Origin of the sequence: Prauserella isguenensis, assembly GCF_014191605.1 — a bacterium.
Taxonomy (GTDB): Bacteria; Actinomycetota; Actinomycetes; order Mycobacteriales; family Pseudonocardiaceae; genus Prauserella; species Prauserella isguenensis.
In genome coordinates this window covers 956,194-980,426 of the sequence record NZ_JACHWU010000001.1, presented here as the reverse complement: position 1 = coordinate 980,426, position 24,233 = coordinate 956,194, and the positions used below count along the sequence as shown (strand labels likewise).

Annotated in this window: 22 protein-coding genes; 13 read left to right on the top strand and 9 right to left on the bottom strand. The window is 70.0% G+C overall.

The window, feature by feature from the left end; genetic code table 11:
• Window positions 1–233 precede the first annotated feature (233 nt).
• The gene (locus FHS23_RS04555) at window positions 234–1,070 is read left to right on the top strand and encodes an SAM-dependent methyltransferase (protein WP_343053638.1); all 837 of its coding nucleotides are present in this window, start codon (window positions 234–236) and stop codon (window positions 1,068–1,070) included.
• A gap of 11 nt (window positions 1,071–1,081) precedes the next feature.
• On the opposite strand, the gene FHS23_RS04550 is transcribed toward FHS23_RS04555, so the two are convergent.
• A complete protein-coding gene (locus FHS23_RS04550; protein WP_183648224.1) occupies window positions 1,082–1,465 on the bottom strand; it encodes a sterol carrier family protein in 384 nt (127 codons plus the stop codon).
• Between the two features lie 175 nt (window positions 1,466–1,640).
• Here FHS23_RS04550 and FHS23_RS04545 point away from each other — a divergent pair, with 175 nt between their 5' ends.
• From FHS23_RS04545 to FHS23_RS04510, 8 genes are all read left to right on the top strand, one after another.
• Window positions 1,641–2,258, top strand: a complete 618-nt coding sequence (locus FHS23_RS04545; protein WP_183648221.1) for a type VII secretion system-associated protein — start codon at window positions 1,641–1,643, stop codon at window positions 2,256–2,258.
• A gap of 438 nt (window positions 2,259–2,696) precedes the next feature.
• The gene (locus FHS23_RS04540; protein ID WP_183648218.1) at window positions 2,697–3,560 is read left to right on the top strand and encodes a lysozyme; all 864 of its coding nucleotides are present in this window, start codon (window positions 2,697–2,699) and stop codon (window positions 3,558–3,560) included.
• 188 nt (window positions 3,561–3,748) lie between these two features.
• On the top strand, window positions 3,749–4,822 hold the full coding sequence (locus FHS23_RS04535; protein WP_183648213.1) for a hypothetical protein: 1,074 nt from the start codon (window positions 3,749–3,751) through the stop codon (window positions 4,820–4,822).
• Window positions 4,823–5,321: 499 nt separating this feature from the next.
• Window positions 5,322–5,723, top strand: a complete 402-nt coding sequence (locus FHS23_RS04530) for a hypothetical protein (RefSeq protein ID WP_183648210.1) — start codon at window positions 5,322–5,324, stop codon at window positions 5,721–5,723.
• Between the two features lie 65 nt (window positions 5,724–5,788).
• Window positions 5,789–6,877, top strand: a complete 1,089-nt coding sequence (locus FHS23_RS04525) for a pentapeptide repeat-containing protein (protein ID WP_343053637.1) — start codon at window positions 5,789–5,791, stop codon at window positions 6,875–6,877.
• A gap of 158 nt (window positions 6,878–7,035) precedes the next feature.
• Window positions 7,036–7,776 carry a hypothetical protein gene (locus tag FHS23_RS04520; protein WP_183648208.1) on the top strand — a complete coding sequence of 247 codons (741 nt, stop codon included), beginning with the start codon at window positions 7,036–7,038 and terminating at the stop codon, window positions 7,774–7,776.
• Window positions 7,777–7,966: 190 nt separating this feature from the next.
• Window positions 7,967–8,839 carry a hypothetical protein gene (locus FHS23_RS04515; protein WP_183648206.1) on the top strand — a complete coding sequence of 291 codons (873 nt, stop codon included), beginning with the start codon at window positions 7,967–7,969 and terminating at the stop codon, window positions 8,837–8,839.
• A 270-nt stretch (window positions 8,840–9,109) separates the two neighbouring features.
• The gene (locus tag FHS23_RS04510; protein ID WP_183648203.1) at window positions 9,110–9,865 is read left to right on the top strand and encodes a hypothetical protein; all 756 of its coding nucleotides are present in this window, start codon (window positions 9,110–9,112) and stop codon (window positions 9,863–9,865) included.
• Between the two features lie 264 nt (window positions 9,866–10,129).
• Here the strand turns inward: FHS23_RS04510 and purL are convergent, their stop codons facing one another.
• The 5 genes from purL to FHS23_RS04485 are packed head-to-tail and all read right to left on the bottom strand — an operon-like array spanning window position 10,130 to window position 16,162.
• Window positions 10,130–12,496 carry a phosphoribosylformylglycinamidine synthase subunit PurL gene (gene purL, locus FHS23_RS04505; protein WP_183648200.1) on the bottom strand — a complete coding sequence of 789 codons (2,367 nt, stop codon included), beginning with the start codon at window positions 12,494–12,496 and terminating at the stop codon, window positions 10,130–10,132.
• 55 nt (window positions 12,497–12,551) lie between these two features.
• Complete coding sequence (gene phnE, locus FHS23_RS04500) at window positions 12,552–13,379, bottom strand: phosphonate ABC transporter, permease protein PhnE (protein ID WP_183648197.1); 828 nt, start codon at window positions 13,377–13,379, stop codon at window positions 12,552–12,554.
• Window positions 13,376–14,080: a phosphonate ABC transporter ATP-binding protein gene (locus FHS23_RS04495; protein WP_183648194.1), complete on the bottom strand. Its 705-nt coding sequence runs from the start codon at window positions 14,078–14,080 to the stop codon at window positions 13,376–13,378. The genes phnE and FHS23_RS04495 overlap by 4 nt, the downstream gene beginning before the upstream one ends.
• 1 nt (window position 14,081) lies before the next feature.
• On the bottom strand, window positions 14,082–15,005 hold the full coding sequence (locus FHS23_RS04490) for a phosphate/phosphite/phosphonate ABC transporter substrate-binding protein (protein ID WP_246381321.1): 924 nt from the start codon (window positions 15,003–15,005) through the stop codon (window positions 14,082–14,084).
• A 38-nt stretch (window positions 15,006–15,043) separates the two neighbouring features.
• Complete coding sequence (locus FHS23_RS04485; RefSeq protein WP_183648181.1) at window positions 15,044–16,162, bottom strand: TIGR03364 family FAD-dependent oxidoreductase; 1,119 nt, start codon at window positions 16,160–16,162, stop codon at window positions 15,044–15,046.
• Between the two features lie 108 nt (window positions 16,163–16,270).
• Here FHS23_RS04485 and FHS23_RS04480 point away from each other — a divergent pair, with 108 nt between their 5' ends.
• From FHS23_RS04480 to FHS23_RS04465, 4 genes are all read left to right on the top strand, one after another.
• Entirely contained in the window at window positions 16,271–17,020 is a 750-nt protein-coding gene (locus FHS23_RS04480; protein WP_183648178.1) for a GntR family transcriptional regulator, read from the top strand.
• Complete coding sequence (locus tag FHS23_RS04475) at window positions 17,017–17,739, top strand: phosphonatase-like hydrolase (RefSeq protein ID WP_183648174.1); 723 nt, start codon at window positions 17,017–17,019, stop codon at window positions 17,737–17,739. Before FHS23_RS04480 ends, FHS23_RS04475 begins: the two co-directional genes overlap by 4 nt.
• Window positions 17,740–17,839: 100 nt before the next feature.
• Window positions 17,840–19,522, top strand: a complete 1,683-nt coding sequence (locus FHS23_RS04470; protein ID WP_183648170.1) for an ABC transporter transmembrane domain-containing protein — start codon at window positions 17,840–17,842, stop codon at window positions 19,520–19,522.
• On the top strand, window positions 19,519–21,273 hold the full coding sequence (locus FHS23_RS04465) for an ABC transporter ATP-binding protein (protein ID WP_183648167.1): 1,755 nt from the start codon (window positions 19,519–19,521) through the stop codon (window positions 21,271–21,273). Before FHS23_RS04470 ends, FHS23_RS04465 begins: the two co-directional genes overlap by 4 nt.
• Before the next feature lie 27 nt (window positions 21,274–21,300).
• On the opposite strand, the gene purQ is transcribed toward FHS23_RS04465, so the two are convergent.
• From purQ to FHS23_RS04450, 3 genes are all read right to left on the bottom strand, one after another.
• A complete protein-coding gene (gene purQ, locus FHS23_RS04460) occupies window positions 21,301–21,984 on the bottom strand; it encodes a phosphoribosylformylglycinamidine synthase subunit PurQ (protein WP_183648164.1) in 684 nt (227 codons plus the stop codon).
• Complete coding sequence (gene purS / locus FHS23_RS04455; protein WP_183648160.1) at window positions 21,981–22,220, bottom strand: phosphoribosylformylglycinamidine synthase subunit PurS; 240 nt, start codon at window positions 22,218–22,220, stop codon at window positions 21,981–21,983. Before purS ends, purQ begins: the two co-directional genes overlap by 4 nt.
• A 394-nt stretch (window positions 22,221–22,614) precedes the next feature.
• Window positions 22,615–24,084 (bottom strand): aldehyde dehydrogenase family protein, encoded by a 1,470-nt coding sequence (locus FHS23_RS04450; RefSeq protein WP_183648157.1) that lies wholly within the window; start codon window positions 24,082–24,084, stop codon window positions 22,615–22,617.
• Between the last annotated feature and the right edge of the window lie 149 nt (window positions 24,085–24,233).

Below are 24,233 nucleotides of genomic sequence, written 5' to 3'. Positions count from 1 at the left end.
GGGTGTCATATCAGCCGTTTGTCCCCTTCATCCGCAAGTCGGTAACCCACACGTGCCTGTCGCCGGCGGGAACGATCATCGTAACGCAGCAGATTCAACCGGACATTCAACGTAGGCGCCCCCGGCCGGGCTATCAAGTCCGACGACGCCCCTGTCGATGTTTACTCTCCCACGTCTGTCCGACTACGCTGTGTGCGCTCGACGTCCCCAGCCGAATGCGAGGTTGTCCTCCCGTGCCCACCGGCCCCTTTCCGCAGACCGACCGCGCTCCCGTCGGGGTGGACCCCACCCGGGCGAGTATCGCGCGGGTCTACGACGCCTTCCTCGGCGGCAAGGACAACTACGAGATCGACCGCGAGGTCCGCGACGGCGTCCTCTCCGAGGCGCCCTACGCCGAGCACCTCGCGATCGAGAATCGTGACTTCCTGATCCGCTCGGTGCGGTTCCTCGCCCAGCAGACCGGCATCACGCAGTACCTCGACTGTGGTTCCGGTCTGCCCACAGCGGAGAACACACACCAGGTTGTCCAGCGCGTCATTCCCGACGCCGAGGTCGTCTACGTCGACAACGATCCGGTCGTCCTCGCCCACGGCCGCGCGCTGCTGGAGGAGAACGAGCAGACCACGCTCGTCGGCGCCGACATCTTCGATCCCGAGGACGTGCTCGACAACGAGGTCGTGCAGCAGCGACTGGACTTCACGCAGCCGATCGCGCTGCTGCACATCGGCACCCTGCATCACTACGAGGGCCCGCCCGAGGGGCCTGCCGAGATCATGCGCCGCTTCTACGAGCGCCTTCCCTCCGGCTCGTTCGTCGCGATCGCCCACTTCATGGATCCCGAGAACGAGCACACGCCGATGGCCCGGCGGGCGGAGGACAAGTTCCGCCACAGCCCGATGGGCTCGGGAACCTTCCGCACCCGTGACGAGATCCGCGCGCTGTTCGGCGATCTCGAACTCGTCGAGCCCGGGGTCATCCGCCTCGCCGACTGGTGGCAGGACGGCCCGCGGCTGACGCCCCTCAACGAGGCGCAGCACTGCATCGGCGGAGGCGTCGCCCGCAAACCGTGACGCCCGCGGCGTCACACCCGGACGAGAGGCAGCCAGTGCGAGACGTCGGCGCGAGCTCCGGAGGCGGCGACCAAGCCACGGTCGACCGCGTCCGCCCACGGCAGTCGCCCCGTGGCGAGCTCCAGCCAGGTCCGGGGATCGGTCTCGACGACGTTCGGCGGCGTGCCCCGCGTGTGCTTCGGCCCCTCGACGCACTGCACTGCACCGAACGGCGGCACACGCACCTCGACGCTGTGTCCCGGGGCGACCGCCGCGAGGGTGCGCAGGCTCAACCGGACGGCCGAGGCCAGCTGCTTCCGATCGGGTTCCTCCGGGTCGGTTCCGTCCAGCCAGGCTGTCACGCTCCGGACAGCCTGTCGTAACTCTTCGGGATCGACCGAGCGCGATGCGGGCATGTGTCCACACTAGAGTGGGCGTCGACCGAACGCGGCGGGCTCCGCCGCGGGCACGGCGGGAGGCGAGCCGCGCCCCGGTGGACGCGCGGCGGCGGTGGTACGGACAGCGGTGGCAAGGCGGCGCACCTACGGGAAGCAAGCGCCGACGGCGCGGGCACTGAACGTGGAGAGCTACATGGAGCAGCGGGACGACGCGAACCGGCTGGTACCGGGAGAGCCCCAGCACCGGCCGGGCCGCAACCCGAAGATCACCAAGGAGATGCGGGCCAACGCCCGAGCGAACCCGAACAGCTGGCTGTACGTGATCGACGAGGCGTTCGACCCGGCGGGGCGCGTGCCCTCCTGGGCGGTCGTCGGTGCCTATCCGGTGAACAACGAAGGCGAGATCGTGGAGGACTTCCACCCCAACGACCGGTACCGGCCGTCCCCGAAGGCGCTCGGCTACCCGGAACCCGCGTCCGACCTGGAACGGCTCCTGCAGCTGGTGCACACCAAACACCACCCGCCCGAAGACCTGCCGCCGGTGATCCTGGACGCGACGCTGTTCGTCTACGCCCTCTCTCCCGTGCAGCGCACCGTCATCGGGTTCCACAACGCCGACGGGCGCATCCTGGTGCCCGCGTACACGCAGAAGTCGCTGGTTCCCGCCGAATGGCCGCACGCGCGCGCGGTCCTCGGCCGCGACATCGTCGACCTGCTGGGCGAGCACCCGCTGGCGATCAACCCGCACGACCTCGTGACGGCCGTGGTGCCGGCACGCCACCTGCGGCACGCACTCGCGCAGGAGCAGTGACTCCGGTGCGGTGACCCCGGGTCGGTGACTCCGGTGCAGTGCGACGGGGCGGCGACTCCGTACCCATGATTCCGGCGTGCCGGCCACCCTGGGCACCGCCCCGTGGGTTTCGCCCGTGGGCCTCGCCGCCGCATCGGCGGAAATCACGCGCCGGCGCTATATACCCGGAGCACGAAACCGCAAAAGCCGCTTTCACCCGAACGAATTACGACCAGAGTATTTCCGGCGGGACAACTTCACACGAACAGCGCCGACTCCTACCGCGAGTGGACGCTTTCCCGTCCGGGGGACAATTCCCGGACGTATATCACCCACGCGTAGCGGAGTTTTCACGCCAACTAGTGACAAAGTTCGCGACGTCCTATAACAATCAACGCCCGAGCGGCTACCTGCAGTAAGCCGTTCATCGCGAGGGCACATTGTGAAGGGATACGTCGCATGTCCACTGTTCGAAGAATGTGGCGGCGGATGACCGCTGCTGTTGTGACCGGTTCGGTCGGTGCGCTCCTGCTCGGCACACTGACCCCGGCGAATGCCGCTCCGGCGGATGCGTTCGAGATCGGGAACCACGAGATGGGATCTCAGATCGCCAAGGTGGAAGGCGAGTCGTCGTCCACACCGGCGAGCAAGTCCAAGGCTCTGCTGCCACAGGGCGTGACCTCCGACGGGATGCGCGCCGAGGCCACGGTGGCCGGCATCGACGTGGCCAGCCACCAGGGAAACGTGGACTGGAATCACTGGTGGGACCAGGGCAAGCGGTTCGCGTACGTCAAGGCCACGGAAGCCACGAGCTACACGAATCCGTACTTCGCCCAGCAGTACAACGGCTCCTACAACGTCGGCATGATCCGCGGTGCGTACCACTTCGCGGTGCCGAACTCGTCCTCCGGAAGTGCGCAGGCGAACTACTTCGTGGACAACGGCGGCGGCTGGTCGGGCGACGGCAAGACCCTGCCCGGCGCCCTGGACATGGAGTACAACCCCTACGGCAACGACGCGTGCTACGGCATGAACCAGGCACAGATGGGCGCGTGGATCCGCGACTTCCACGACACGTACCACGCTCGTACCGGCCGCTGGCCCGTCATCTACACGTCGACGAGCTGGTGGAACATGTGCGTCGGCTCGGCGCAGTCGTTCGGTGACACCGTGCCGCTGTGGGTCGCGCGGTACGCCGACTCGGTCGGCTCGCTACCCAACGGCTGGGATTACCACACCATTTGGCAGTACACGTCCAGTCCGCTCGACCAGAACTCGTTCAACGGCGCCTACGACCGGTTGCAGGCGCTCGCAAACGGCTGAACACCGGCATGACGGCAGGCCCGGCCCACACGTGGTCCACACCACGCGGGGGTCGGGTCTGCTCGTGTGTCCGGGGTGGTTTCTGTCCATCCCGGACGAGGCGTGATCGGCGAACCACCGGTAAACCACCCGCGCACCACCTCCGCGTGGCAGAATCCGCGCGGTCGTAACGCGAGCAGGAGGCCCCGGTGACGTATCCACCACAACCAGGACAGCCGTACGGCCAGGGCGGCTGGGAACAGCAGGGCCAGGGCTACCCGGGCCAGCAGGGATACCCGGGACAGCACGGCTACCCCGGCCAACAGGGATACCCCGGTTACGACCCGACGGGCCAGCAGGGATACCCCGGATACGACCCGAGCGGTGGCCAGTACGGCATGTACCCGGGCGGCCCCGGCGGTGAACCGCCGAAGAAGAAGACCGGCCTCATCGTCGGCATCGCCCTCGGCTCGGCCGCCCTCCTGTTCGGCGTCTTCGCCCTCCTCGCCTGGGTCACGCCCGGTTTCCTCCTCAGCGACGACGACGAGGCCGGCGGGTCGGAAGGCTCCGGCGCACAGGCCCTCGCCGAGAAGATCATGACGGGCTTCAACAACCAGGACAGCGGCGCACTGCAACAACTCACCTGCTCCGGCGCCGAGACGATGGTCCAGGGCGTCATCCAGGCCGCGAGCCACGTCCAGAGCGCCGAGCTCGGCACGGTGGAGGAGAACGGCAACACCGCGACCGCCGACGGCTCGGTCAACATCCAGGGGCAGGATGTCCCCGTCACCGCGGGCCTGAAGAAGGACGGCGGATCGTGGTGCTGGCAGTCGGTCGAGGTCAGCGGCCTGGATCCGAGCGACATCGGCGCCGGCGACATGAGCCCGGGGGACATGAGCCCCAGCGCCGAGATGCCGGATCCGGCGGAGTCGAGCACCGTGGACGCCCCCGATTCCGACACCGGCGGCACGGACTCCACGGGCAGCGGCGCGTGGCGACCGAAGGTCGACACGTTCCTCACCGCCGTCAACTCCGGCGACAAGCAGACCGCCAAGTCCGTGCTCTGCAGCGATGCGGACACCAGCATGGGCCTGCAGGAACTGATCGACGGCCCCACGCAGGTGCAGGAGGCCAAGGTCGACGACGAAGCCACGTACTACGCCTACATCTACCTGTCCGGGAACGTCGGCGGTAAACAGCTGACCGAGGACACTCGATTCAGTATCGAGAACTTCGACGACACCGGCTGGTGTATCGACTCGGGCTTCACCTACTACCAGTGATCCTGCCCGCCTGCGCCATCGCCTCACGTGTCACCGGCGAACGTGTCACCGGCGAACGAGTTCGTGTCGCCGATCGGCGCAGGCGACGGCGCCATCGCGAAAGACCTACTGTGCACCCGTGACCTACCCGCCGCACCAACCGCCGCCGTCGCAGGTTCCGCCGTCCCAGCATTCGACGTCCCAGCATTCACCGTCGCAGCATCCGACGTTCCACGACGCGGCATCCCAACACCCGGCATCCCAACACCCGGCGTCCCCACCTCCGACGTCGCGGCCTGCCGCCGGGTACGGAACCGGACCGCAGGAGCCGCCCACCCAAGGGCCGGACGAGCAGGTCACGGCGGGCCACGCGACGTCTCCCCGCGGCGCAGGCGGCCACGGGCCCACAGGCAGGCCGCAGCCGGGCGGAGCGGGACCTCGTTTCGGGCCAGAGGCCTTCCGCAAGCCTCCGCGTCACAACCGCGGCACGCTGACCGCTGCGATCGCCGGCGGAGGGGCCGTGCTCGTCGTCATCGTGTTCGCGTTCACTGCGTGGGTCGCGCCCGGCTTCCTCGTGCGCAGCGGTTCGGCCGCCGCGTCCGGTGAAGGTGCCCGCCACGTCGCGCAGCGGATCATGAGCGCGTTTGCCCAGCAGGACAAGTCCGCGTTGCGACAGCTGATCTGTGACACCGCGGAACGTCCCGTGACGACGGCGATCGCGCAGGCCGACCAGACCACCGGAGCGCGTCTCACGGGCCGCATCGAGCTGCGTGGCGGCTCGGCGACCGCAACCGGCCGTCTCACGATGGGTGGCGACCACGTCGACGTCGAGACCGGCCTGGAACTGCGGGACGGGTCGTGGTGCTGGCAGTCGCTCGACGTTCGCGGTATCGAACTCCAGAACCCACGCCCGACGGGCTGACCGCCGTGAGCCGACCGGCGCGATCGGCATCCCCGGTGACGCCTGATCGACTACCGTCCTGAGTCGTGAAACGCCTCCGGTCCCCGGACTCTCCGCAGTGGTCGTCGGTCGCGCTGGCGACGACCCTGGTGCTGGCTGTCGCGGTGGTGCTGACCGTCGGGACATGGTTACTCGCCGACCCCGCCACGCCGCGCAGCGACGCACTGCGCACGGCGGGCATCGCCGGTGGCGCGATCATCGCGCTGTACGCATTGTGGCTCAACGACCGCAGACGTCGGGTCGAGGAAGCCCGGCACGCACTCGAGGGCGACCGGGTTTCGGACGAACGGTTCGCGCGATCGGTCGAGCTGCTCGGCCACGACGCGGACCAGGTGCGGGTGGGAGCCATGCACGCGCTGGCCGGCCTCGCGAAAGCCCGTCCCGACTACACGCAGACCGTCCTCGACGTGCTGTGCGCCTACCTCCGCAGGCCGTACCTCCACCCGCGATGGTCCGGATCGGACAGTGCCACGGTGGAGGAGCGCGAGGAGGCCGAGCGGGAACTCCAGGTTCGCCTGACGGCACAACGACTCGTTCACGACCTGCTGTCCGAATCGGACGAGGCGAAGGGCGCCGCCTACGACCTCGACTTCACAGGCGCGGCCGTCGAGTACCTCGACCTGTCCGGCAGGCGCATGGGAACGGTCGTACTGCGGTACGCCTACCTGCACAGCGATTCGAACCTCAGTAGGTGCGTGTTCACCGGTCCGGTGTGGTTCTCCCACGGCCGCACCGGCACGGGACGACTCGAAGGACGTTTCCGGTGCGACGACGCGGTTTTCGAACAGCCCGCGATGTTCCGTGACGCGACGTTCAACTCGCTGGCCTCGTTCCGCCGCAGCCGCTTCGCCGACGACGCCGCGTTCTCCGGCTCGGCGTTCAACGGCACGGCGCGGTTCACCGATGCGACGTTCGGCGAGCTGGACCTGCGGAACACTCGTTTCGCCGGGGACGTCGACCTCCGCTGGCGCGAGGCGGCGGCCGTGGCCGTCGACCACGCCACCGTCGATTCCGGCCGCACCCTCGAACTCCCCGACGGCTGGCGTACCACGTCCGATCCGGACGGCGCCCGTCTGACCGCCCCGAGCACCACGCCCGCCTCGGCATCGACCTGACCGTGCCGGCGGAGCCGGTCGCCGCCCGTGGTGCCACGGCCCCACGATGCGGGAGTAATAGCGCCGAACCGCACCGCCGAAGGCTGCCCGCGTGACACAGTGGTCCGGACGAAACACGACGGCGTCACGTTCGGGGACATGCGCGGAGGGGGCATGCCATGGCGTATCCACCACAGCCCGGTGGCCCGGGACAGCCCGGGCCCTACGGCGGTCAGCAGGGCCCGCAGCAGGCAGCGGGTCATCCGCGGCAGGGCGCGCCCCATGGTGGTTACCAGCAGTACGCGTACCCGCAGCAGGTGCCTCCGCCGCAAGGCGGGTCCTACGGCGGGCCGCCGAAGAAGACCGGCCTCGTCGTCGGCCTGTCGATCGGCGGCGTCGCGGTGCTCGCCACGTTCTTCGTCACCGCCTTCGCCGCACCGGGTTTCCTGCTCTCCGACGGGCCCGAGGAGGTGGCCGACAACTACGCCCAGGCAGTCTCGTCGCAGGACTTCGGGCAGCTGACGCAGTACGTGTGCCCCTCGTCCGAACTGCGGAAGAGCCTCGATGAGGCGGACCTGCGCACGCAGGACCGGAGCTACACCACCACGTTCACGATCACCGGCGACGCCACCGAGTCCGGCAACCGGGCAAGGGTGCCGATCAGGAGCGAAGTCACCTTCAGCGGCGAGACGTACACCTCCCAGGGCCACCTCGTCCTGGAGGACGAGGACGGCTGGTGCGTGGCCGAGGTCGACACCGAGGGCGCGGACAGCGGTGGCAGCGACACGCCGACCGGCGAACCCGCGTACCCCACCGGCGGCTACGACGAGGGCTACCCGACCGGGGGATATGGCGACTACGGCGAGTACGACTCGTACCCGTCCGAGGATTACGGCTATGACGACGATTACGACTACTGAGCCTGCGGACCGACCGGATCTGAAACCGGGCCCCTTCCAAGGCCGTTTCCACCGAAGACGTGCTGAACGGTGAACCGACAGCACGCAACCCACGCCGTACACCCGTACTGCCGTGGCAGAGTGTCCCCGCCGGGGTCACCCGATCGAAAAGCGCAATGACCGCGTTGCGTGACCAGCACAAGGGGGAGTCGTGACCTATCCACCGCAGCCCGGACCGTACGGCCAACAGCCGGGGCCCTACGGCGGACAGTCCGGCGGGCCACAGCAGGGAGGGTCGCAACAGGGCGGGCCACAGCAGGGCGGTTACCCCCAGCCCGGCGGACCACCGCCCGGCGCGCCCCAACCCGGCGGCGTTCCGCAGTCCGGGGGTTTCCCGCAGCAGCAGGGCATGCAGCAGGGCGGCTACCCACCACAGGGCCAGCCACCCGGTTTCCCGCAGGGCCCGAGCGGTGTCGACCAGCAGCCGACGAGGAAGAAGACCGGTCTCATCGCCGGAATCGCCGCGGCAGCCCTGGTGATCGCCGCCGTGCTGGTCACCGGGTTCTGGGCGCCCGGCTTCTTCGTGGGCGACGACACGGAGACGTCCGCCGAGGGCGGCGACTCGGGTGGGGGAGCCTCGGACGACGGTGGCAGGGGTTCCGGCGACGATGCCGGAACCGGCGGCCAGGACGGCGGCTTCGGGGACTCGGGCGACTCCGGCGGGACGGACTCCGGTGGTCTCGACAGCGGTGGTCTCGACGGCGGTTCCGCGGGCGCGCAGAGCACCGCCGCGGAGTACGCCTCCGCGCTGTCCGACCTCGACGTCCCTCGCATGAAGCAGCTCGCCTGCGCCGGGGCCACGGATGCCGCGCCGGAAGGCGAGGCCCCTGAGGGCTTCGAGATCCAGGCGTCGGTCACCCACGTGGAACAGACGTCGGCCGACAAGGCCACGGCGAAACTCGACATGCAGGTCAGCTCCGGCGAACAGTCCGGGAGCATGAAGGCCGACATGACCCTCGAGAACCAGGGTGGTTGGTGCGTCTCCGGCTTCAATCCGTCCGGCGGCGGCTCCACCGGGTTCTGACGCAGACCGGCCGCGGCCACGTGAGTCCACAGTGGATGAATCCGATGGCGCACGCACGGCGTCGAGCCGGTGCAACGACACGCCTGCTCGGTGTTACCGTTCGACACGGGCCGTGCACGGCCATGTACGCAGCGAGAATGTACTACCGTAAACGTGGCTCGGGGGAACCCGGCCGGGACACCGATCCGTCGAAGCCAACGAATATGAAGTAGTTTCACTGCCGTTCGACGTCGGAACACGCACACATGTGCAACGAAATGGGAGCCCGCCATGACTTACCCGCCCCAGCCCGGTCAACCCGATCCGTACGGTGGACAGTACGGCCAGCAGCCCGGTGGCAACCCCCAGTCCGGCGGTTTTCCGCAGCAGGGTGGGAACCCGGGCCAGGGCGGCAACCCGCAGTCCGGCGGCTTCCCACAGCAGGGCGGTTACCCCCAGCAGGGCGGATACCCGCAGCAGGGCGGTTACCAGCAGCCCTACGGCCAGCCGGGGCAGTACGGCCAGCAGCCGTACGGCCAGCCGGATCCGTACGCTCAGCAGGGCCAGTACGCTCAGCAGGGCCAGTACGGTCAGCAGCTCTTCGGCCAGCCGCAGGGTGGCTACGGTGAGCCGCCGAAGAAGAAAAAGACCGGCCTCATCATCGGCCTCAGCGGCGGCGCCGTCGCGATCATCGCCGCCTTCCTCATCACCGCTTTCTGGGTGCCCGGCTTCCTCACCGGCGACAGCCCGAGGGACGTCGCCGACAAGGCCGTCGAGGGGCTGAACAACCGGGACATCAACCTGATCAAGGATGTCTCGTGCAACCCCGACTCGGCAGGGGACGTCAGCGACCTCGAAGACATCCCGGAGGGCGTGACCATGACGTTCTCGATCACGGGCGACGGAACCGAGAACGGCGACGAGGCGCGCGTGCCGCTCAAGCTCGACCTCGAGTACCAGGGTCAGAGCAAAACCAGCAACGGCAGCCTGGTCCTGAAGGACGAAGGCGGCTGGTGCGTCAACGACCTCGAGGGGTCCGGAAGCTAGACCACGCCGCGGCACCTGCGCCGCTGTCGAAACAGCACGACCGAACCCGCCCGGTGACGTGGAGTCGCCGGGCGGGTTCGTTCCTGCTGAGCGACGACGGCTGGGTGCGTCGCCGATCTCGCGGCGACGACCGACCGCACGGCTGCGTCCCCCGAACGCCGCGATCGGGCGTGTCGACCGGGCGCCCACGAAAAACCGCCCCGCGGTCCACTTCGGACCACGGGGCGGTTCTCGGCTCAGCCGTCGCTCGCGTACCGGTCGTGCTCAGGCGAACAGCTTCGGCAGCGTGCCCTCCCAGGCTTCGCGCAGCTCGTCGAGCCCGAAGGTGGCGACGTCCTGGATCTCCAACTGGTTCGACTGCTCGTCGGCGACACCGCACTTGCGCCACGGCACGCCGCGCGCGCTGCACATCTCGGTGAACCGCAGTTCCTCGGTCCGCGGCACGGCGACCAGCACCCGGCCCGCGGACTCGGAGAACAGCTGCACGAACGGGTCGGCGTCGGGGTCGAGCAGCAGCCGCGCGCCGCACTGGCCGACGAGCGCCATCTCGACGACGGCCTGCGCCAGCCCGCCGTCGGACAGATCGTGGGCCGCGGAGATCATGCCGTCACGCGAGCCCGCGACGAGGATCTCGGCCAGCAGGCGCTCACGTTCCAGGTCGACCTCGGGCGGCGTTCCGCCCAGGTGGCCGTGGACGACGTGGGCCCACACCGAGCCGCCGAACTCGTCGCGCGTGTCGCCGAGCAGCAGCAGCGTTTCGCCGGGCTCGTTGCCGATGCCGGTGGGAATGCGCCGGCGCACGTCGTCGATCACGCCGAGCACGCCGACCACCGGAGTCGGCAGGATCGCCGTGTCACCGGTCTGGTTGTAGAAGCTGACGTTGCCGCCCGTCACGGGCACGCCCAGCTCGGCGCAGCCGTCGGCCAGGCCGTGGACGGCGCGCTCGAACTGCCACATCACGCCCGGGTCCTCGGGGGAGCCGAAGTTGAGGCAGTTCGTCACGGCGAGCGGCTGGGCCCCACCCGCGGCGACGTTGCGGTAGGCCTCGGCCAGAGCCAACTGCGCACCCCGGTACGGGTCGAGGTAGACGTAGCGGCTGTTGCAGTCGGTCGACACCGAAACCCCGCGCGAGCTCGACTCGTCCACGCGGATCATGCCGGAATCCGCGGGCTGTGCGAGCACGGTGTTGCCGCGTACGTAGCGGTCGTACTGCTGGGTGACCCATTCCCGCGACGCCAGGTCCGGCGACGACACGAGGCGCAGCAACGTCTCCCTGAGTTCATCCGGAGTGGACGGACGAGTCAGCGAGTCGGGAGTGGCCGACTGGATGGCGTCCTGCGAGGCGGGCCGCGCGTACGGTCGGTCGTAGACCGGGCCCTGGTGCGCGACGGTCCGCGGCGGCACGTCCACGACGGTCTCGCCGTGCCAGCTGATCACGAGGTTGTCGCCGTCGGTGACCTCGCCGATCTCCGTGGCGATGACGTCCCACTTGCGGCAGATCTCCATGAACGCGTCCACATCGGACGGTGCGACGACCGCGCACATGCGTTCCTGGGACTCACTCGACAGGATCTCGGCCGCCGTCATGCCCTCGGCACGCAGCGGAACACGGTCCAGATCGACGTACATGCCGCCGTCGCCCGCCGCCGCCAGTTCGGACGTCGCGCACGACAGGCCGGCACCGCCGAGGTCCTGGATGCCGACGACGACGTCCTTGGCGAACAGTTCGAGGCAGCACTCGATGAGCACCTTCTCGGTGAACGGGTCGCCGACCTGCACGCTCGGCAACTTCTTGCGGCCGCCGGCGCTCTCGTCGCCGTCGAACGTCGCGCTCGCCAGCACGGACACGCCGCCGATGCCGTCGAGACCCGTCCGCGCACCGAACAGGATGATCTTGTTTCCGGCGCCGGACGCGTGCGCCAGGTGCAGGTCCTCGGCCCGCATCGCACCGACACACATGGCGTTGACGAGCGGGTTGCCCGCGTAGGTCTTGTCGAACACGACCTCGCCGCCGACGTTCGGCAGGCCGAGGCAGTTGCCGTAGCCCGCGACGCCCGCGACCACCCCGGGCAGCACGCGGCGCGTGTCCTCGGCGTCGGCGGGCCCGAACCGCAGCGGGTCGGCCACGGCGAGCGGGCGCGCACCCATCGCGAGGATGTCGCGCACGATGCCGCCGACACCGGTCGCCGCGCCCTGGTACGGCTCCACATAGGACGGGTGGTTGTGGCTCTCGACCTTGAACGTCACGGCCCAGCCGTCACCGACGTCGACGACGCCCGCGTTCTCGCCGATGCCCGCGAGCATCTTCTCCCGCATCTCGGGCGTCGTCGTGTCGCCGAAGTAACCGAGGTGTCGCTTCGACGACTTGTACGAGCAGTGCTCGCTCCACATCACCGAGTACATCGCCAGCTCGGCCTCGGTGGGCCTACGGCCGAGGATCTCGCGGATGCGCTGGTACTCGTCGTCGGCGAGGCCCAGCTCGGCGTACGGCTGCGCGGTCTCGGGCGTCTCCGCGGCGTGGGCGGTGGTGTCGATCAGAGTCGTCTCGGTGGCCACGTCCCCAAGCCTACGTGGGCCCCGCGCGCGGCCGACGGCCGGCCGGGCGGTCCACCGAAGACGATCACCACGCATCGCCGCAGGTCACCCGCCTGCAATTCGGAATGGTGCTCACGACCACAGCCGGTGCTCACGCCCCCAGTCGCCGGCGGATGAGCGCCGACAACTGGTCGACCACGATCACCAGCGCGAGCACGACGAGCAGATGCGTAACCATCTCGTCGAACCGGAACAGCTTGATGGACTGGTTGATCAAGAACCCGATGCCGCCCGCGCCGACGAGCCCGAGGACGAGTGAGGACCGCACGTTGACGTCGAACCGGTACAACAGGAGGCCGACCAGCTGCGGCAGGGTCGTGGGCAGGACCGCGTGCACGGCCTGCTGGGTCCGGGTCGCGCCCGCCACCCGGAGCGCGTCGCGCGTACCGAGGTCGGACTCCTCCATCGCTTCGGCCCACAGCTTGCCCATGACGCCCGTGTTGTGGAACACGAGCGCGAGCACGCCTGCGAAGGGCCCGAGCCCCACGGCGGTGACGAACACGAGCGCGAACACGACGTCGGGCACCGCCCGCAGGAACGAGAGCACCGAGCGCGCCGCCTGGTACGTGATCGAGCCGCGGGTGGTCGCCCGCGCGGCGAGCAGCGCAAGGACCAGCGCGAACGGCACCGAGAAGGTGGTGCCGAGCAGGCCGATCCCGAGGGTCACGACAGCGGCGTCGATGCTGGGCTTCACGACGTCGGCCCACGAGAGGTCGGGTGGTAGCGCCTCGTCGAAGAAGTCCGCGATGCCTTCCCAACCCGCCACCAGTGCGGCCGGCGAGAAGCCCGTGGCGTTCCACGCGACGACGTGCAGGGCGACGATCAGGCCGGCGATGCCGAGCGCGATCGGCGACGGCCGTGACCGCCGTGGGGGCGCCGTTCTCCGCGGTGGGCCCGGCTCCTGCGAGGTGACGGTCATACGGCCACTCCTCCCGGAACGTACAGTGCGTCGACCTCGGCCTGCGACACCGCCGCGGCCGACCGGTCGACGGCTACGCGCCCACCGCTCAGGCCCACGACGCGGTGAGCGCACCGGGTGGCCAGCTGCGGCTGATGCAACACCGCCACGACGGCCAGGCCCTCCTCGGCGAGGCGGCCGAGGAGCTCGCTGATGTTCACGGCCGCGCTCGGGTCCAAGGCCGAGACCGGTTCGTCGGCGAGCAGCACGTTCGTGCGCTGACACAGCGCTCGTGCGATCGCGACGCGCTGTTGCTGTCCGCCCGACAACCGGACGGCGCGCTCGCCCGCGTGGTCGGCGAGCCCCACCCGCTCCAGACACCACATCGCTTCCTCCCGCAGCTCTCGGGGAAACAGACGCGGCGTGATGGACCGGCTCAGCGGCAGTCGGCCCAGCGCCCCCGCGCATACGTTGTCGAGCGCGGTCCTCCTGTGCACCAGGTGGATCCGCTGGAAGACCATCGCGGGACGTCCGTCGACGTCGACCTCCCCGGAGTCCGGCTGTTCCAGACCGACGACGCAGCGCAGCGCAGTCGACTTGCCACATCCGTTCGCGCCGAGCACCGCGACGAACTCGCCGGGCTCGACGTTCAGGTCGACGCCGTCCAGCACCCGGTTCTCGCCGAACGACTTGCTCAGGTTGCTGATTCGCAGTGCGGGCATGTCAGGCGTCGTCCTCGCTCAGGCCGAGCGTCGTGGCGAGGTCGAACAGCGCCCGGTACGTCTTCTTGTCGACCTCGGCCAGCGGGCCGGGCGGGTCGACGTCGAGGTACTTGCCCACCTTCGCGATGTCCTGCGGCGAGAGGTCGAGCAGCGCCTTCCGGATCCGTTCCTTGAACTCGGGCGCGAGGTTGCCGCGTACCGTGATCGGGTCGTTCGGGACCGGGTCGGACTTCCACAGCTGCCGGTACTTCGACTCGTCGAACGAGCCTTCGGCCTTCGCCGAGGCCAGCTGCTGACTGTTGATCTCGGCCGCGTCGACCTTGCCGTTGGTCAGAGCGAGCAGGGCCTCCGGGTGCCCTCCTGCATAGTCGATGTCGACGTCCTTCTCGGCGAGACCGGCCTTACGCAGCGCGTAGCGCGGCAGGGCGTCGCCGGACGTCGAACCGACCTCGCCGAGGGCCAACGAGCGGCCGCGCAGGTCGGCGACCTCCCGGATGTCCGAGCCCTCCGGCACCCAGATCCCGCCGGTGTAGGTCGTGAGCTCGCCCTCGGCGTCGGCGAACGACACCAGTGGTTCCGCATCCGCCTTGCTGCTGGCGAACACGTACCCGAGCGGGCCGAACTGGGCGATCTCGAGTTGGTCGTTCCGCATGGCGAGAACCTCGCCCGCATAGTCGTCGACGACCTTGAGTTCGACGTTGCAGCCGAGTTTTTTCTCCAGCGCACCGGCGAGGACCTCGTAAGCCGGCTTGAGCTTGGCGGGGTCCTCGTAGGGCTCGATGCCAAAGCGCACACCGGTGTCCGGGCAGGCGCCGCCGGCACCGTCCCGGGTGCTGCCGCAGGCCGCGACGGTCGTGAGCACGAGGGCCGCGGACGCGGCGAGCACCGCGAGCCGGCCGGAACGTCCGATCATTCGGGACCGCATGGGGGTTCTCTCCTTGGGGACGGGGAGCTGACAGGGCGTCATGCGAGAAGGTCGTCGAGCACGGCCGGAGCCAATCCGAACGCGGTCGTCATGCCGATGCCGGACGTCACGGCGACGACGCGGACGCCGGCGCACGGGGTCTCGACCAGGAATGGTTCGGGCGCCGACGCGTACACGCCGGTCCACCGTTCGCGCACGGTCAGCGACCGCACACCCAGCAACCGCGCGGTCTCGGCGAGGACGAGCTCGTCGAGGGTTTCCGCGCGGTACGGCGACACCGTGGCCTGGTAGCTGTGGGTGTCACCGATGGTCAGGTCACCGCACGGGAGCTGGGTGAACATCAGGTTCAGCCCTGCGTCGACGAGGCCCGGGTGCTCACGGTTCAGCCGGGAGCGCACGGCCGCGTGACTCGGGCACGCGGCGAAGGCGCGGTATCGCAGCATCGAGAAGCCGGTCAGCACAGCGCTGTCGACGTCACGTCCGTGCGGATCGGCCACCCGCAGCATGTGCAGTGAACACCGTTCGACGTCGCGTTTCTCGGCGAGCGCGGGGAAATGCCGGTCGACGTCGTGTCCGACAGCGACAACGACGTGGCGGGCCCGCAGGACGCCTCTGCTCGTGCCGACCTCGGCAGTGCCGATCGTGTGTGCCGTGGTGGACCAGTGGAACGTCACCCCGCGGTCGGCGAGTGAGGCCGCGAGCGCGTGCACGGCCTCACGCGGGTCGACGCGGATGTCGAGCGGCAACAGGGCTCCGCCCACGGCACCGTCCACCTCGACGCGATCGCGGACTCCGCGCGCGTCGAGGAGGTCGACCTGACCGTCCCTGCGCTCTGCGAGTTCGGCGAGCAGTGCGTACTCGTCGTCCGCGCGGGCGACGACGACCGTGCCCGCATCGGAGATGCGGAACCCGCACTCCTCGGCCAGCCGCAGCCATACGGGACGAGAGGCGAGTGCGTAGTCGAGCGCCTGCCCGTCCTGCGCGGTGATGCAGCCGTGTCCGAAGTTGCGGACGGACGCGCCGATCGCCCGTGCGTCCCGCTCGACGACGGCGACCGACAGGCCCCGTTCCGCCGCCTCGTATGCATGCGCGAGCCCGACGACTCCCGCCCCGATCACGACGACGTCCGCCGTGCCGAGCACCGAACCACTTGTCATGACAAGCAAGGTGCTCGACGGGGAATCAGCACGTCAATCGTCTACGTTGGTTGTATTTTCGCTGTTCACCATCGGTTAAACCACAGCACCACATGTATAGTCACCTTCATGGAGACGCCCCTGCACGAGAAGATCGCCGCCGACCTGCGCCGCCTGATCTCCTCGGGAGAACTGCCCGTGGGCGCCCCGCTTCCGTCCGAATCACAGTTGTGCGCACAGTGGGAAGCTTCGCGAGGACCGGTACGACAGGCCCTTGCGACCCTGCGCACGGAAGGCATGGTCGGCGGTGGCCGCGGCAAGCCTCCCGTCGTCCGCCGGCAGGTGCTGAGCCAGCCGTTCGAGACGTTCCTGTCGTTCTCGAGCTGGGTGCACGGCCTGGGTCGCACGCCGGGCCAGCGCACGCTCGAGGTCGCGCGCAGGCCGGCGTCGGCGGAGATAGCAGACGCGCTGCAGCTGGACGAGGGTGAACCCGTCGTGGAGCTGCTACGGCTCCGGTTCATCGACGAGACACCGACGATGATCGAGCGCACGACGTTCATCGAACCCGTGGGCCGGTTGCTGTTCGACTACGACTGCGACTCCGGCTCGATCTACGCCTACCTCGGCGAAGCGGGCGTCGACATGAGTCTCGCGCGCCACCTCGTGGACGCCGTGGCGGCCGACGAAACCGACAGCGAGCTACTCGGCATCACGCGTGGCGCGCCGCTGCTACGGGAGCACCGCAGGGCGACCGGCAGCGACGGCACGCCCGTGGAGTACTCCGACGACCGGTACCGCCCCGAACTCGTCGGCTTCGCCATCGAGAACTCCCAACGAGCACACCCCACACTCGCCAGGAACTGGAGGTCGGCGTCGTGACCGCACTCGCCGTACTGGACATCGCAGGCACCACCGTCGAGGAACACGGCGCCGTCTATACCGCGCTGGAGGAGGCTGTCCGTGCCGCCGGTGGTTCACCGTCCCGAGCGGACGTCGGGCGCTGGATGGGTGCCGACAAGCGGGAAGCGATCGCGGGCCTGTTGCAGGAAACCACCGGAAGCGCTCCCGAGGTGTCCGTTGTGGACTCCGGGTTCGCGGATTTCCGGGCCAGGCTCGACGCGGCCTACCGCGCGACGCCGCCCACACCGCTGCCCGGCGTTCCCGAGGCGCTCGCCGCGTTGCGATCCGCCGGGGTCAAGGTGGCGCTGACGACCGGGTTCGACGGCGTCGTGGTGGACGACCTCCTCCGCGGCCTGGGCTGGGACCAGGACGTGCTCGACACCGTCGTGTGCGTCGACGACGTGCCCGCGGGACGGCCGGCGCCCTACATGATCTTCCGTGCCATGGAACGTGCCGGTGTGCACGCCATGGCGGACGTCGTGGTCGCCGGCGACACCCGCCGCGACCTCGAGGCGGGGAACAACGCGGGCGCCGGCATGGTCATCGGCGTACTGACCGGCGGGTACACCGCGACCGACCTCGGCGCGGTGGCTCACACGCACCTACTGCCGAGCGTGGCGGACCTGCCGAAGCTACTCGGGGTGCCGCCCGTGCCGGTTCAGGCCGCGACGGCCCCCGGCGCGTCGAACGCGGAGTAGACCCCGAGCGCGACGACGCGCGGGGCGCTCCGCCGATCGACCGCCCCTCCCCGGGAAACTCGCTCGCCATCCGCACGGGTCGTTCGTAACGTGATGCCACGTGCTCACCAAGCCGTACCCCGCGCCCGACGTGGCACTCCCGCAGCGGCCGACCCCGCTGCGTTTCCTGCTGGCCGTGCTCGGTGCGCGACCGTGGCTCGCGGCGTCGGCGGCCGTACTCGGCGCGGTGTGGCTCGTGCCGGGCGCGTTCCTGCCGCTCGTGGTCGGCGATGCGATCGACCGCGGCATCGCGGGCGCCGATACCGCCGAGCTCGTCGGCAGGCTCGCGCTGATCGTCGGGATCGGTGTGGGCCAGGCGGTGTTCGGAGGCGCGCTGATGTTCGCCGTCGTCGGCATGTGGTTGCACGGCGCGTCGACGACGCAGCGACTCGTGGCGACACACGTCGCGCGGCTCGGCGGCTCCCTGCGGGCGCAGGCCAGTTCGGGCGAGGTGCTGGCGATCTCCTCGTCGGACCTGAGCCGCGTCGGCAACGTGTTCGAGGTGTCGGGGCGACTGTTGGGTTCGGTCGTGGCGTTCCTCGCCGTGGGGGTCGCGCTGCTGAGTTACTCACCACTACTGGCAGGAGTGGCACTGGTCGGCGTACCGCTGGCAGTGGCCGGGATCGGTCCACTCGTCGCGCCGATCCAGCGCAAGGTCGACGCGCAGCGCCAGCGGCGATCGGCGATGAGCGCGGTCGGCGCGGACGTGGTGTCCGGGCTGCGGATCCTGCGCGGCGTCGGCGGCGAGCGGCAGTTCGGCGAGCGGTTCCGCGCCGCGAGCGGCCATGTGCGCGACACGGGGATGGGCGTGGCGCGAGCACAGTCGTGGCTCGCGGCCGCAGAGGTGGTGCTGCCCGGCCTCGTCACCACGGCGATCACCTGGCTGGGCGCGCGGCTCGCGGTGGCAGGCGACATCACGGCGGGCGAGCTCGTCGCGTTCTACGGCGCCTCGGCGTTTCTCGCGATCCCGGTGACAACCGCGACCATGGCCACCGGCGACCTGGCCTCGGCGTTGGTGTCGGCGGCGAAGGTGTGCAGGCTACTGTCCCTGCGCAGGCAACTTCCCGAGCCCGAGCACCCCGCCACGCTGCCCGACGGGCCGCTCGACGTGGCTGACCCCACCACCGGGCTGACGGCGGCTGCGGGCGAACTCACCGTCGTCGATACGGGCGAGCACGCCGAAGCGATCATGGAGCGGCTGAGCAGATTCACCGGCGACGGCGCACCCGCGCTGCTGTCCGGTATCCCGACCGACCGAGTAGGGCTCGCCGAGCTGCGCGAACGCGTCGTCTACGCCCACAACCAGGACGTGTGGTTCTCCGGAATCCTCGCCGACGAACTCGACGCGACTCGCCGGCGTGATGGTGATGTCGACAAGGCGCTCTGGGCGGCCGACGCCGATGACATCCTGGCCGGCCTTCCGGAGGGGCTCGGGGAGTACATCGGCGAACGCGGACGTGAGGTGTCGGGTGGCCAGCGTCAGCGGCTCAGCCTCGCGCGCGCCCTCGTGACCGACGCCGACGTCCTCGTGCTCGACGAACCCACATCGGCGGTCGACGCCCACACCGAGGCCCGCATCACCGAACGCGTCGCGACGCTGCGACGGGGAAGGACGACGGTCGTGTTCGCGCAGAGTGCGCTGTGGGCCGCGGTGGCCGACCGCGTCGTGACCGCCGACGACCTGACGCTCGGCGATCTGACGCTCGGCGACGCGGACGCGGCCACGGAGGTGTCGAACCGATGATCCCGAGCACGCTGCCGCTGGCGTCCCGTGCCGCCACGCGGAACTGGCTGCGCGGCACGCTGCGGCAGCACCGCGGAGCGTTCCTGGTCGCCGCAGGACTGTTCACCGTCGCGACGGTGGCGGGGATCGCGGGGCCGCAGATCCTCGGCACGCTCGTCGACCACGTCACCGCGGGCGGCGACACCGGGGAGATCGACGTCCTCGCGCTCGTGTTCGTCGCGGCACTCGTCGTGCAGGCCGCCCTCAGCAAGGCGGCCCGCGCACGCATCGGCATGCTCGGTGAACGCATCGTCGCCGGAGCACGCGAAGGCCTCATCGGCCAGGCACTGCGGTTGCCGCTGAGCGACATCGAGACCGCGGGCACGGGCGACCTGCTCAGCAGGGCGACCTCCGACGTCGACCGGATCGACCACGCCGTCCGCAACGCGGTGCCGACGATCACGACGTCGGCACTGACGCTGTCGATCACGACCGTCGCGATGATCGCGACGTCACCACTGTTGGCGCTCGCCCTGCTCGTCGCGGCCGCGGTGGTGTACTTCCCGACCCGCTGGTATCTGCGGCGGGCGCCCGACGTCATCGCGCGCATGCTCCGGTCGTGGGCGGTGCTGCACTCGACGACCCACGAAACGGCGGAAGGCGCGCGGACCACCGAGGCGTTCGGCCTGACCGGCCACCGCGAACGCACCGGTGAGACCAGCCTGCAGACCGCACTCCGGGGAGAACGACGGCTGCGGCTGATGCAGACCCGGTGGACACCGTTCCTCGAGCTGTCGCACACGTTGCCGATCGCGGCGACACTGGCCCTCGGCGGCTGGGCCTACGCGCAAGGGCTCGTCGAGCTGGGCACGATCGCCACGATGGTGCTGTACATCCAGGCGCTCGCCACGCCGATGGACGAGCTGCTGTGGTGGTTCGAGGACGTGGCCGTCGCCGGAACGGCCCTGCGCAGGGTGCTCGGTGTGCAGGCCCCCGACGACGAACGCACCGCGGCCGCGCCCAGCGGCAGGGACATCGACCTCCGCGACGTGCATTTCAGCTACGCCCCCGGCAGGGAGGTGCTCCGCGGTATGGACCTGCGGGTGCCGCGCGGGCAGCGGCTGGCGATCGTCGGACCGTCGGGAGCGGGGAAATCGACGCTCGGCAGGCTGCTCGCGGGGATCTCCGCGCCGACGCGCGGTTCGGTGACGATCGGCGGTTCCGAGGTGTCGGGACTCGCCGACGACGTACTCCGTGGGGAGGTCCTGTTGCTGACGCAGGAACAGCACGTCTTCGCGGGCACACTACGGGACAATCTGACGCTTCCCGGCGACGGCTCGTGGACCGACGAGCGGCTGTGGGATGCGTTGCGCGCCGTGGGCGGCGACCGCTGGGCGGCCGCGCTGCCCGACGGGCTGGACACCACTGTCGGAACGGGCGCCCACGCGGTGCCGGCGGCCGTCGCACAGCAACTCGCGCTCGCACGGGTGGTGCTCGCGGATCCGCACACGCTCGTGCTGGACGAGGCCACGTCGCTGCTCGACACGTCCTCGGCGAGGGATCTCGAACGCACCCTCGCGCGGGTTCTGGAGGGGCGCACCGTGATCGCGATCGCGCACCGGTTGCACACCGCGGCCGCCGCCGACCGCGTCGCCGTCGTCGAGGACGGACGTATCAGCGAACTGGGCAGTCACACCGAGCTGCTCGACGCCGACGGGCCCTACGCGCGACTGGTTCGAACCGCCTCCGCTCAGGACGCCGCGACGACGTGACGCGGCGGATCTCCCTGGTGCCGCGGTTCAGGCCGCGACCGCGCCCAGCGCGTCGAGCGCGGAGTAGAACATGCCGAGGCCGTCGTCGGACGGGCCGGTGAGCGCATCGATCGCATGCTCCGGGTGCGGCATGAGACCGACGATGCGGCCACTCTCGCTCGCGATCCCCGCGATGTCGCCCCGCGAGCCGTTCGGGTTCTCGCCGACGTACCGGAACACCACGCGCCCGTCACCTTCGAGGCGGTCGAGCGTGGGCTTGTCGGCCATGTAGCCGCCCTCACCGGACTTGAGCGGGATCAGCACCTCGGCACCCGAGTCGTAGCGCGTGCTCCACGACGTCGTGGTGTTCTCGACACGCAACCACTGGTCGCGGCACACGAAGTGCAGCTTGTCGTTGCGCACGAGCGCACCCGGCAGCAGACCCGCCTCGCACAGGATCTGGAAGCCGTTGCAGATGCCCAGCACCGGCATGCCCTTGCCCGCGGCGTCGATCACCGAGGTCATCGCGGGGGCGAACCGGGCGATCGCGCCGCAGCGCAGGTAGTCGCCGTAGGAGAACCCGCCGGGCACGACGACCGCGTCGACCCCGTGGAGGTCGGCGTCGGCGTGCCACAGCGAGACGGCCTCGGCACCGGAATGCCGCACCGCGCGGGCGGCGTCGCCGTCGTCGAGCGTGCCGGGGAACGTGATGACGCCGATGCGAGCGGTCACTGGTCCACCCGCCGGATCGTCCAGTCCTCGATCACGGGGTTGGCGAGGAAACCCTCGGCGATCTTCGCGAGCGTGTCGTCGTCGACCGAGTCGTCGACTTCGAGCTCGAAATGCTTGCCCTGACGGACTTCGGCCACCCCGTCGAACCCGAGCCGAGGGAGGGCGCCTGCGACGGCCTGCCCCTGCGGGTCGAGGATCTCGGGCTTGGGCATGACGTCGACGACTACTCGGGCCACGACAGGCTGCTCCTTGCGTCTCGAAAGCGCTGCGTTCAACAGAACGTTTCCGCAGGTCGGATAGCCCGTTCAGCGTAACCCAGTGGCAGCCGGCGCCGACCTTCGGGGCCGAGGGACCCCCGACGCCCCTCGGCCCGTCGGTCGACACCGACTTCTACGTCGGAAGACGTGCGCCTATTCCGTCGGTTGCGTCGGAGATGTCGGACTCACTGATTCGGAGGACGACTACCGTCGTTTGGTGACACACAGCGACGGATCCGCCGTGGGGCGTGTCGGTTCGAGGGCTCGGTCGTCGAGGTCCGCAACGTCCGCCGCCGTAGCCGGGTGGCGATCCACAGGCGGGCGGCGGACCGGCGGGCCGGAACCGGGCGGGGCGATCGGCTGCTCCGGCTTGTCAGCCCTTGCCGTGCAGCTTGGCGATGAGTTTGCCGACGATCGCCTCGGTCTTCTTCGACCGCGCGAACGACGTGAGCGCGATCGGGGCGGTGAACCGCTGACGGGCGATGGCCTTGGGGCGGGCGAACTCGCGCAGCCCCTCCGGGCCGTGGATGCGGCCGAACCCGGACTCTCCGCTGCCACCGAACGGGAGCGAGGCGATGCCCGCGAACGACAGCGGCGCGTTGATCGCCGTCTGACCGGTGCGCAACCGCCGCGCCAGCTCCATGCCGCGTGCCTTGGAGAACACGGTCGACCCGAGTCCGTAGGCGGAGTCGTTGGCCTTCTCGACGGCCTCGTCCATGTCGGCGACCTTGGCGATGGTCACGGTCGGGCCGAACGTCTCCTCACGGACCGCCGAGCAGTCCTCCGGCACGTCGACCAGGACCGTCGGCTCGACGTACCGGTCGCCCACGGCGTCACGGCCGCCGACCAGCGCCCTGCCACCCGCGGCCAGCGCGTCGTCGATGTGTTTGCGGACGACATCGAGCTGCGCGGGCATGGTCATCGGGCCGTACTGCTTCCCCGCGTCGACGGCCCCGGCCTTGGCGACGACCTTGGCGACGAACGCGTCGTGGACACGCTCGTGCACGTAGACGCGCTCGACGCCCGCGCACGTCTGCCCGGCGTTCGAGAACGCGCCCCAGACGGTGGCGTCGGCGGCGGCGTCGAGGTCCGCATCGGCGTCGACGAGCAGCGGGTCCTTGCCACCCGCCTCGATGACGACGGGCGTCAGCGTCTCGGCGGCCGCCGCCATGACCTTCTTGCCCGTGGCGGCCGACCCGGTGAACGCGATCTTGTCGACACCCGCCTTCGTCAGCGCCGCCCCCGTCTCGCCGAGGCCCGTGACGAGCTGGAGCACCGGGTGTTCCGGCACCGCTTCGGCGAACGACTCGACGAGCCACTTGCCGACGCCGGGCGTGAACTCGGACGGTTTGAACACCACGGCGTTGCCCGCGGCGAGTGCGTAGCTGACGGAACCGAGCGGCGTGTAGACCGGGTAGTTCCACGGTCCGATCACGCCGACGACGCCGAGGGGCTGGTACTCGACGGTCGCCGCCTGGTTCGACAGCAGCAGACCGGGCGCGCGACGCTGCGGGCCGAGAACCTTACGCGCGTGCTTGGCGGCCCACGCCAGGTGCTCGATGGCGAGGACGAGTTCGAGCTGTGCGTCACCGGCGGGCTTGCCGGTCTCCTCGGTGATGACGGCGCCCAGCTCCGGCATGCGCTGGGCCAACGCGGCGCGCCAGGCGGCCAGGCGTTCGGCCCGGCCTGCGAACCCCAGGGATTCCCACCAGGCGGCGGCGTCGCGAGCCTTGGCCACGGCGGCCTGGACCTGTTCGGCGGTGTGCACCGGATAGGTACCGACGACCTCGCCGGTGGCCGGGTCGAACGACTCGAACGTCTCGCCAGTGAGCACAGTGGTCATGCCGACGAGGATACGACCACCCGCACTTACTGGCAACGTGCCAACTAGGCCGCGGAGCCGGACGAGCGTGGGCCCGGAAGGGCGCCTTGGGGCAAGTGCGCCTCGGGGGCACCGGAGTGCGGATATCGTGGCGGGCGCACCAGCAGTCA

What these genes read in the sequence shown, in the direction of transcription:
- phnE (WP_183648197.1), bottom strand. Translation starts at nt 13,379, where the DNA reads ATGACCGTCACCTCGCAGGAGCCGGGCCCACCGCGGAGAACGGCGCCC.
- FHS23_RS04450 (WP_183648157.1), bottom strand. Translation starts at nt 24,084, where the DNA reads ATGACCACTGTGCTCACTGGCGAGACGTTCGAGTCGTTCGACCCGGCC.
- FHS23_RS04550 (WP_183648224.1), bottom strand. Translation starts at nt 1,465, where the DNA reads ATGCCCGCATCGCGCTCGGTCGATCCCGAAGAGTTACGACAGGCTGTC.
- FHS23_RS04465 (WP_183648167.1), top strand. Translation starts at nt 19,519, where the DNA reads ATGATCCCGAGCACGCTGCCGCTGGCGTCCCGTGCCGCCACGCGGAAC.
- FHS23_RS04510 (WP_183648203.1), top strand. Translation starts at nt 9,110, where the DNA reads ATGACTTACCCGCCCCAGCCCGGTCAACCCGATCCGTACGGTGGACAG.
- purL (WP_183648200.1), bottom strand. Translation starts at nt 12,496, where the DNA reads ATGCGTGGTGATCGTCTTCGGTGGACCGCCCGGCCGGCCGTCGGCCGC.
- FHS23_RS04540 (WP_183648218.1), top strand. Translation starts at nt 2,697, where the DNA reads ATGTCCACTGTTCGAAGAATGTGGCGGCGGATGACCGCTGCTGTTGTG.
- FHS23_RS04490 (WP_246381321.1), bottom strand. Translation starts at nt 15,005, where the DNA reads ATGCGGTCCCGAATGATCGGACGTTCCGGCCGGCTCGCGGTGCTCGCC.
- FHS23_RS04480 (WP_183648178.1), top strand. Translation starts at nt 16,271, where the DNA reads ATGGAGACGCCCCTGCACGAGAAGATCGCCGCCGACCTGCGCCGCCTG.
- FHS23_RS04520 (WP_183648208.1), top strand. Translation starts at nt 7,036, where the DNA reads ATGGCGTATCCACCACAGCCCGGTGGCCCGGGACAGCCCGGGCCCTAC.
- FHS23_RS04485 (WP_183648181.1), bottom strand. Translation starts at nt 16,162, where the DNA reads ATGACAAGTGGTTCGGTGCTCGGCACGGCGGACGTCGTCGTGATCGGG.
- FHS23_RS04495 (WP_183648194.1), bottom strand. Translation starts at nt 14,080, where the DNA reads ATGCCCGCACTGCGAATCAGCAACCTGAGCAAGTCGTTCGGCGAGAAC.
- FHS23_RS04545 (WP_183648221.1), top strand. Translation starts at nt 1,641, where the DNA reads ATGGAGCAGCGGGACGACGCGAACCGGCTGGTACCGGGAGAGCCCCAG.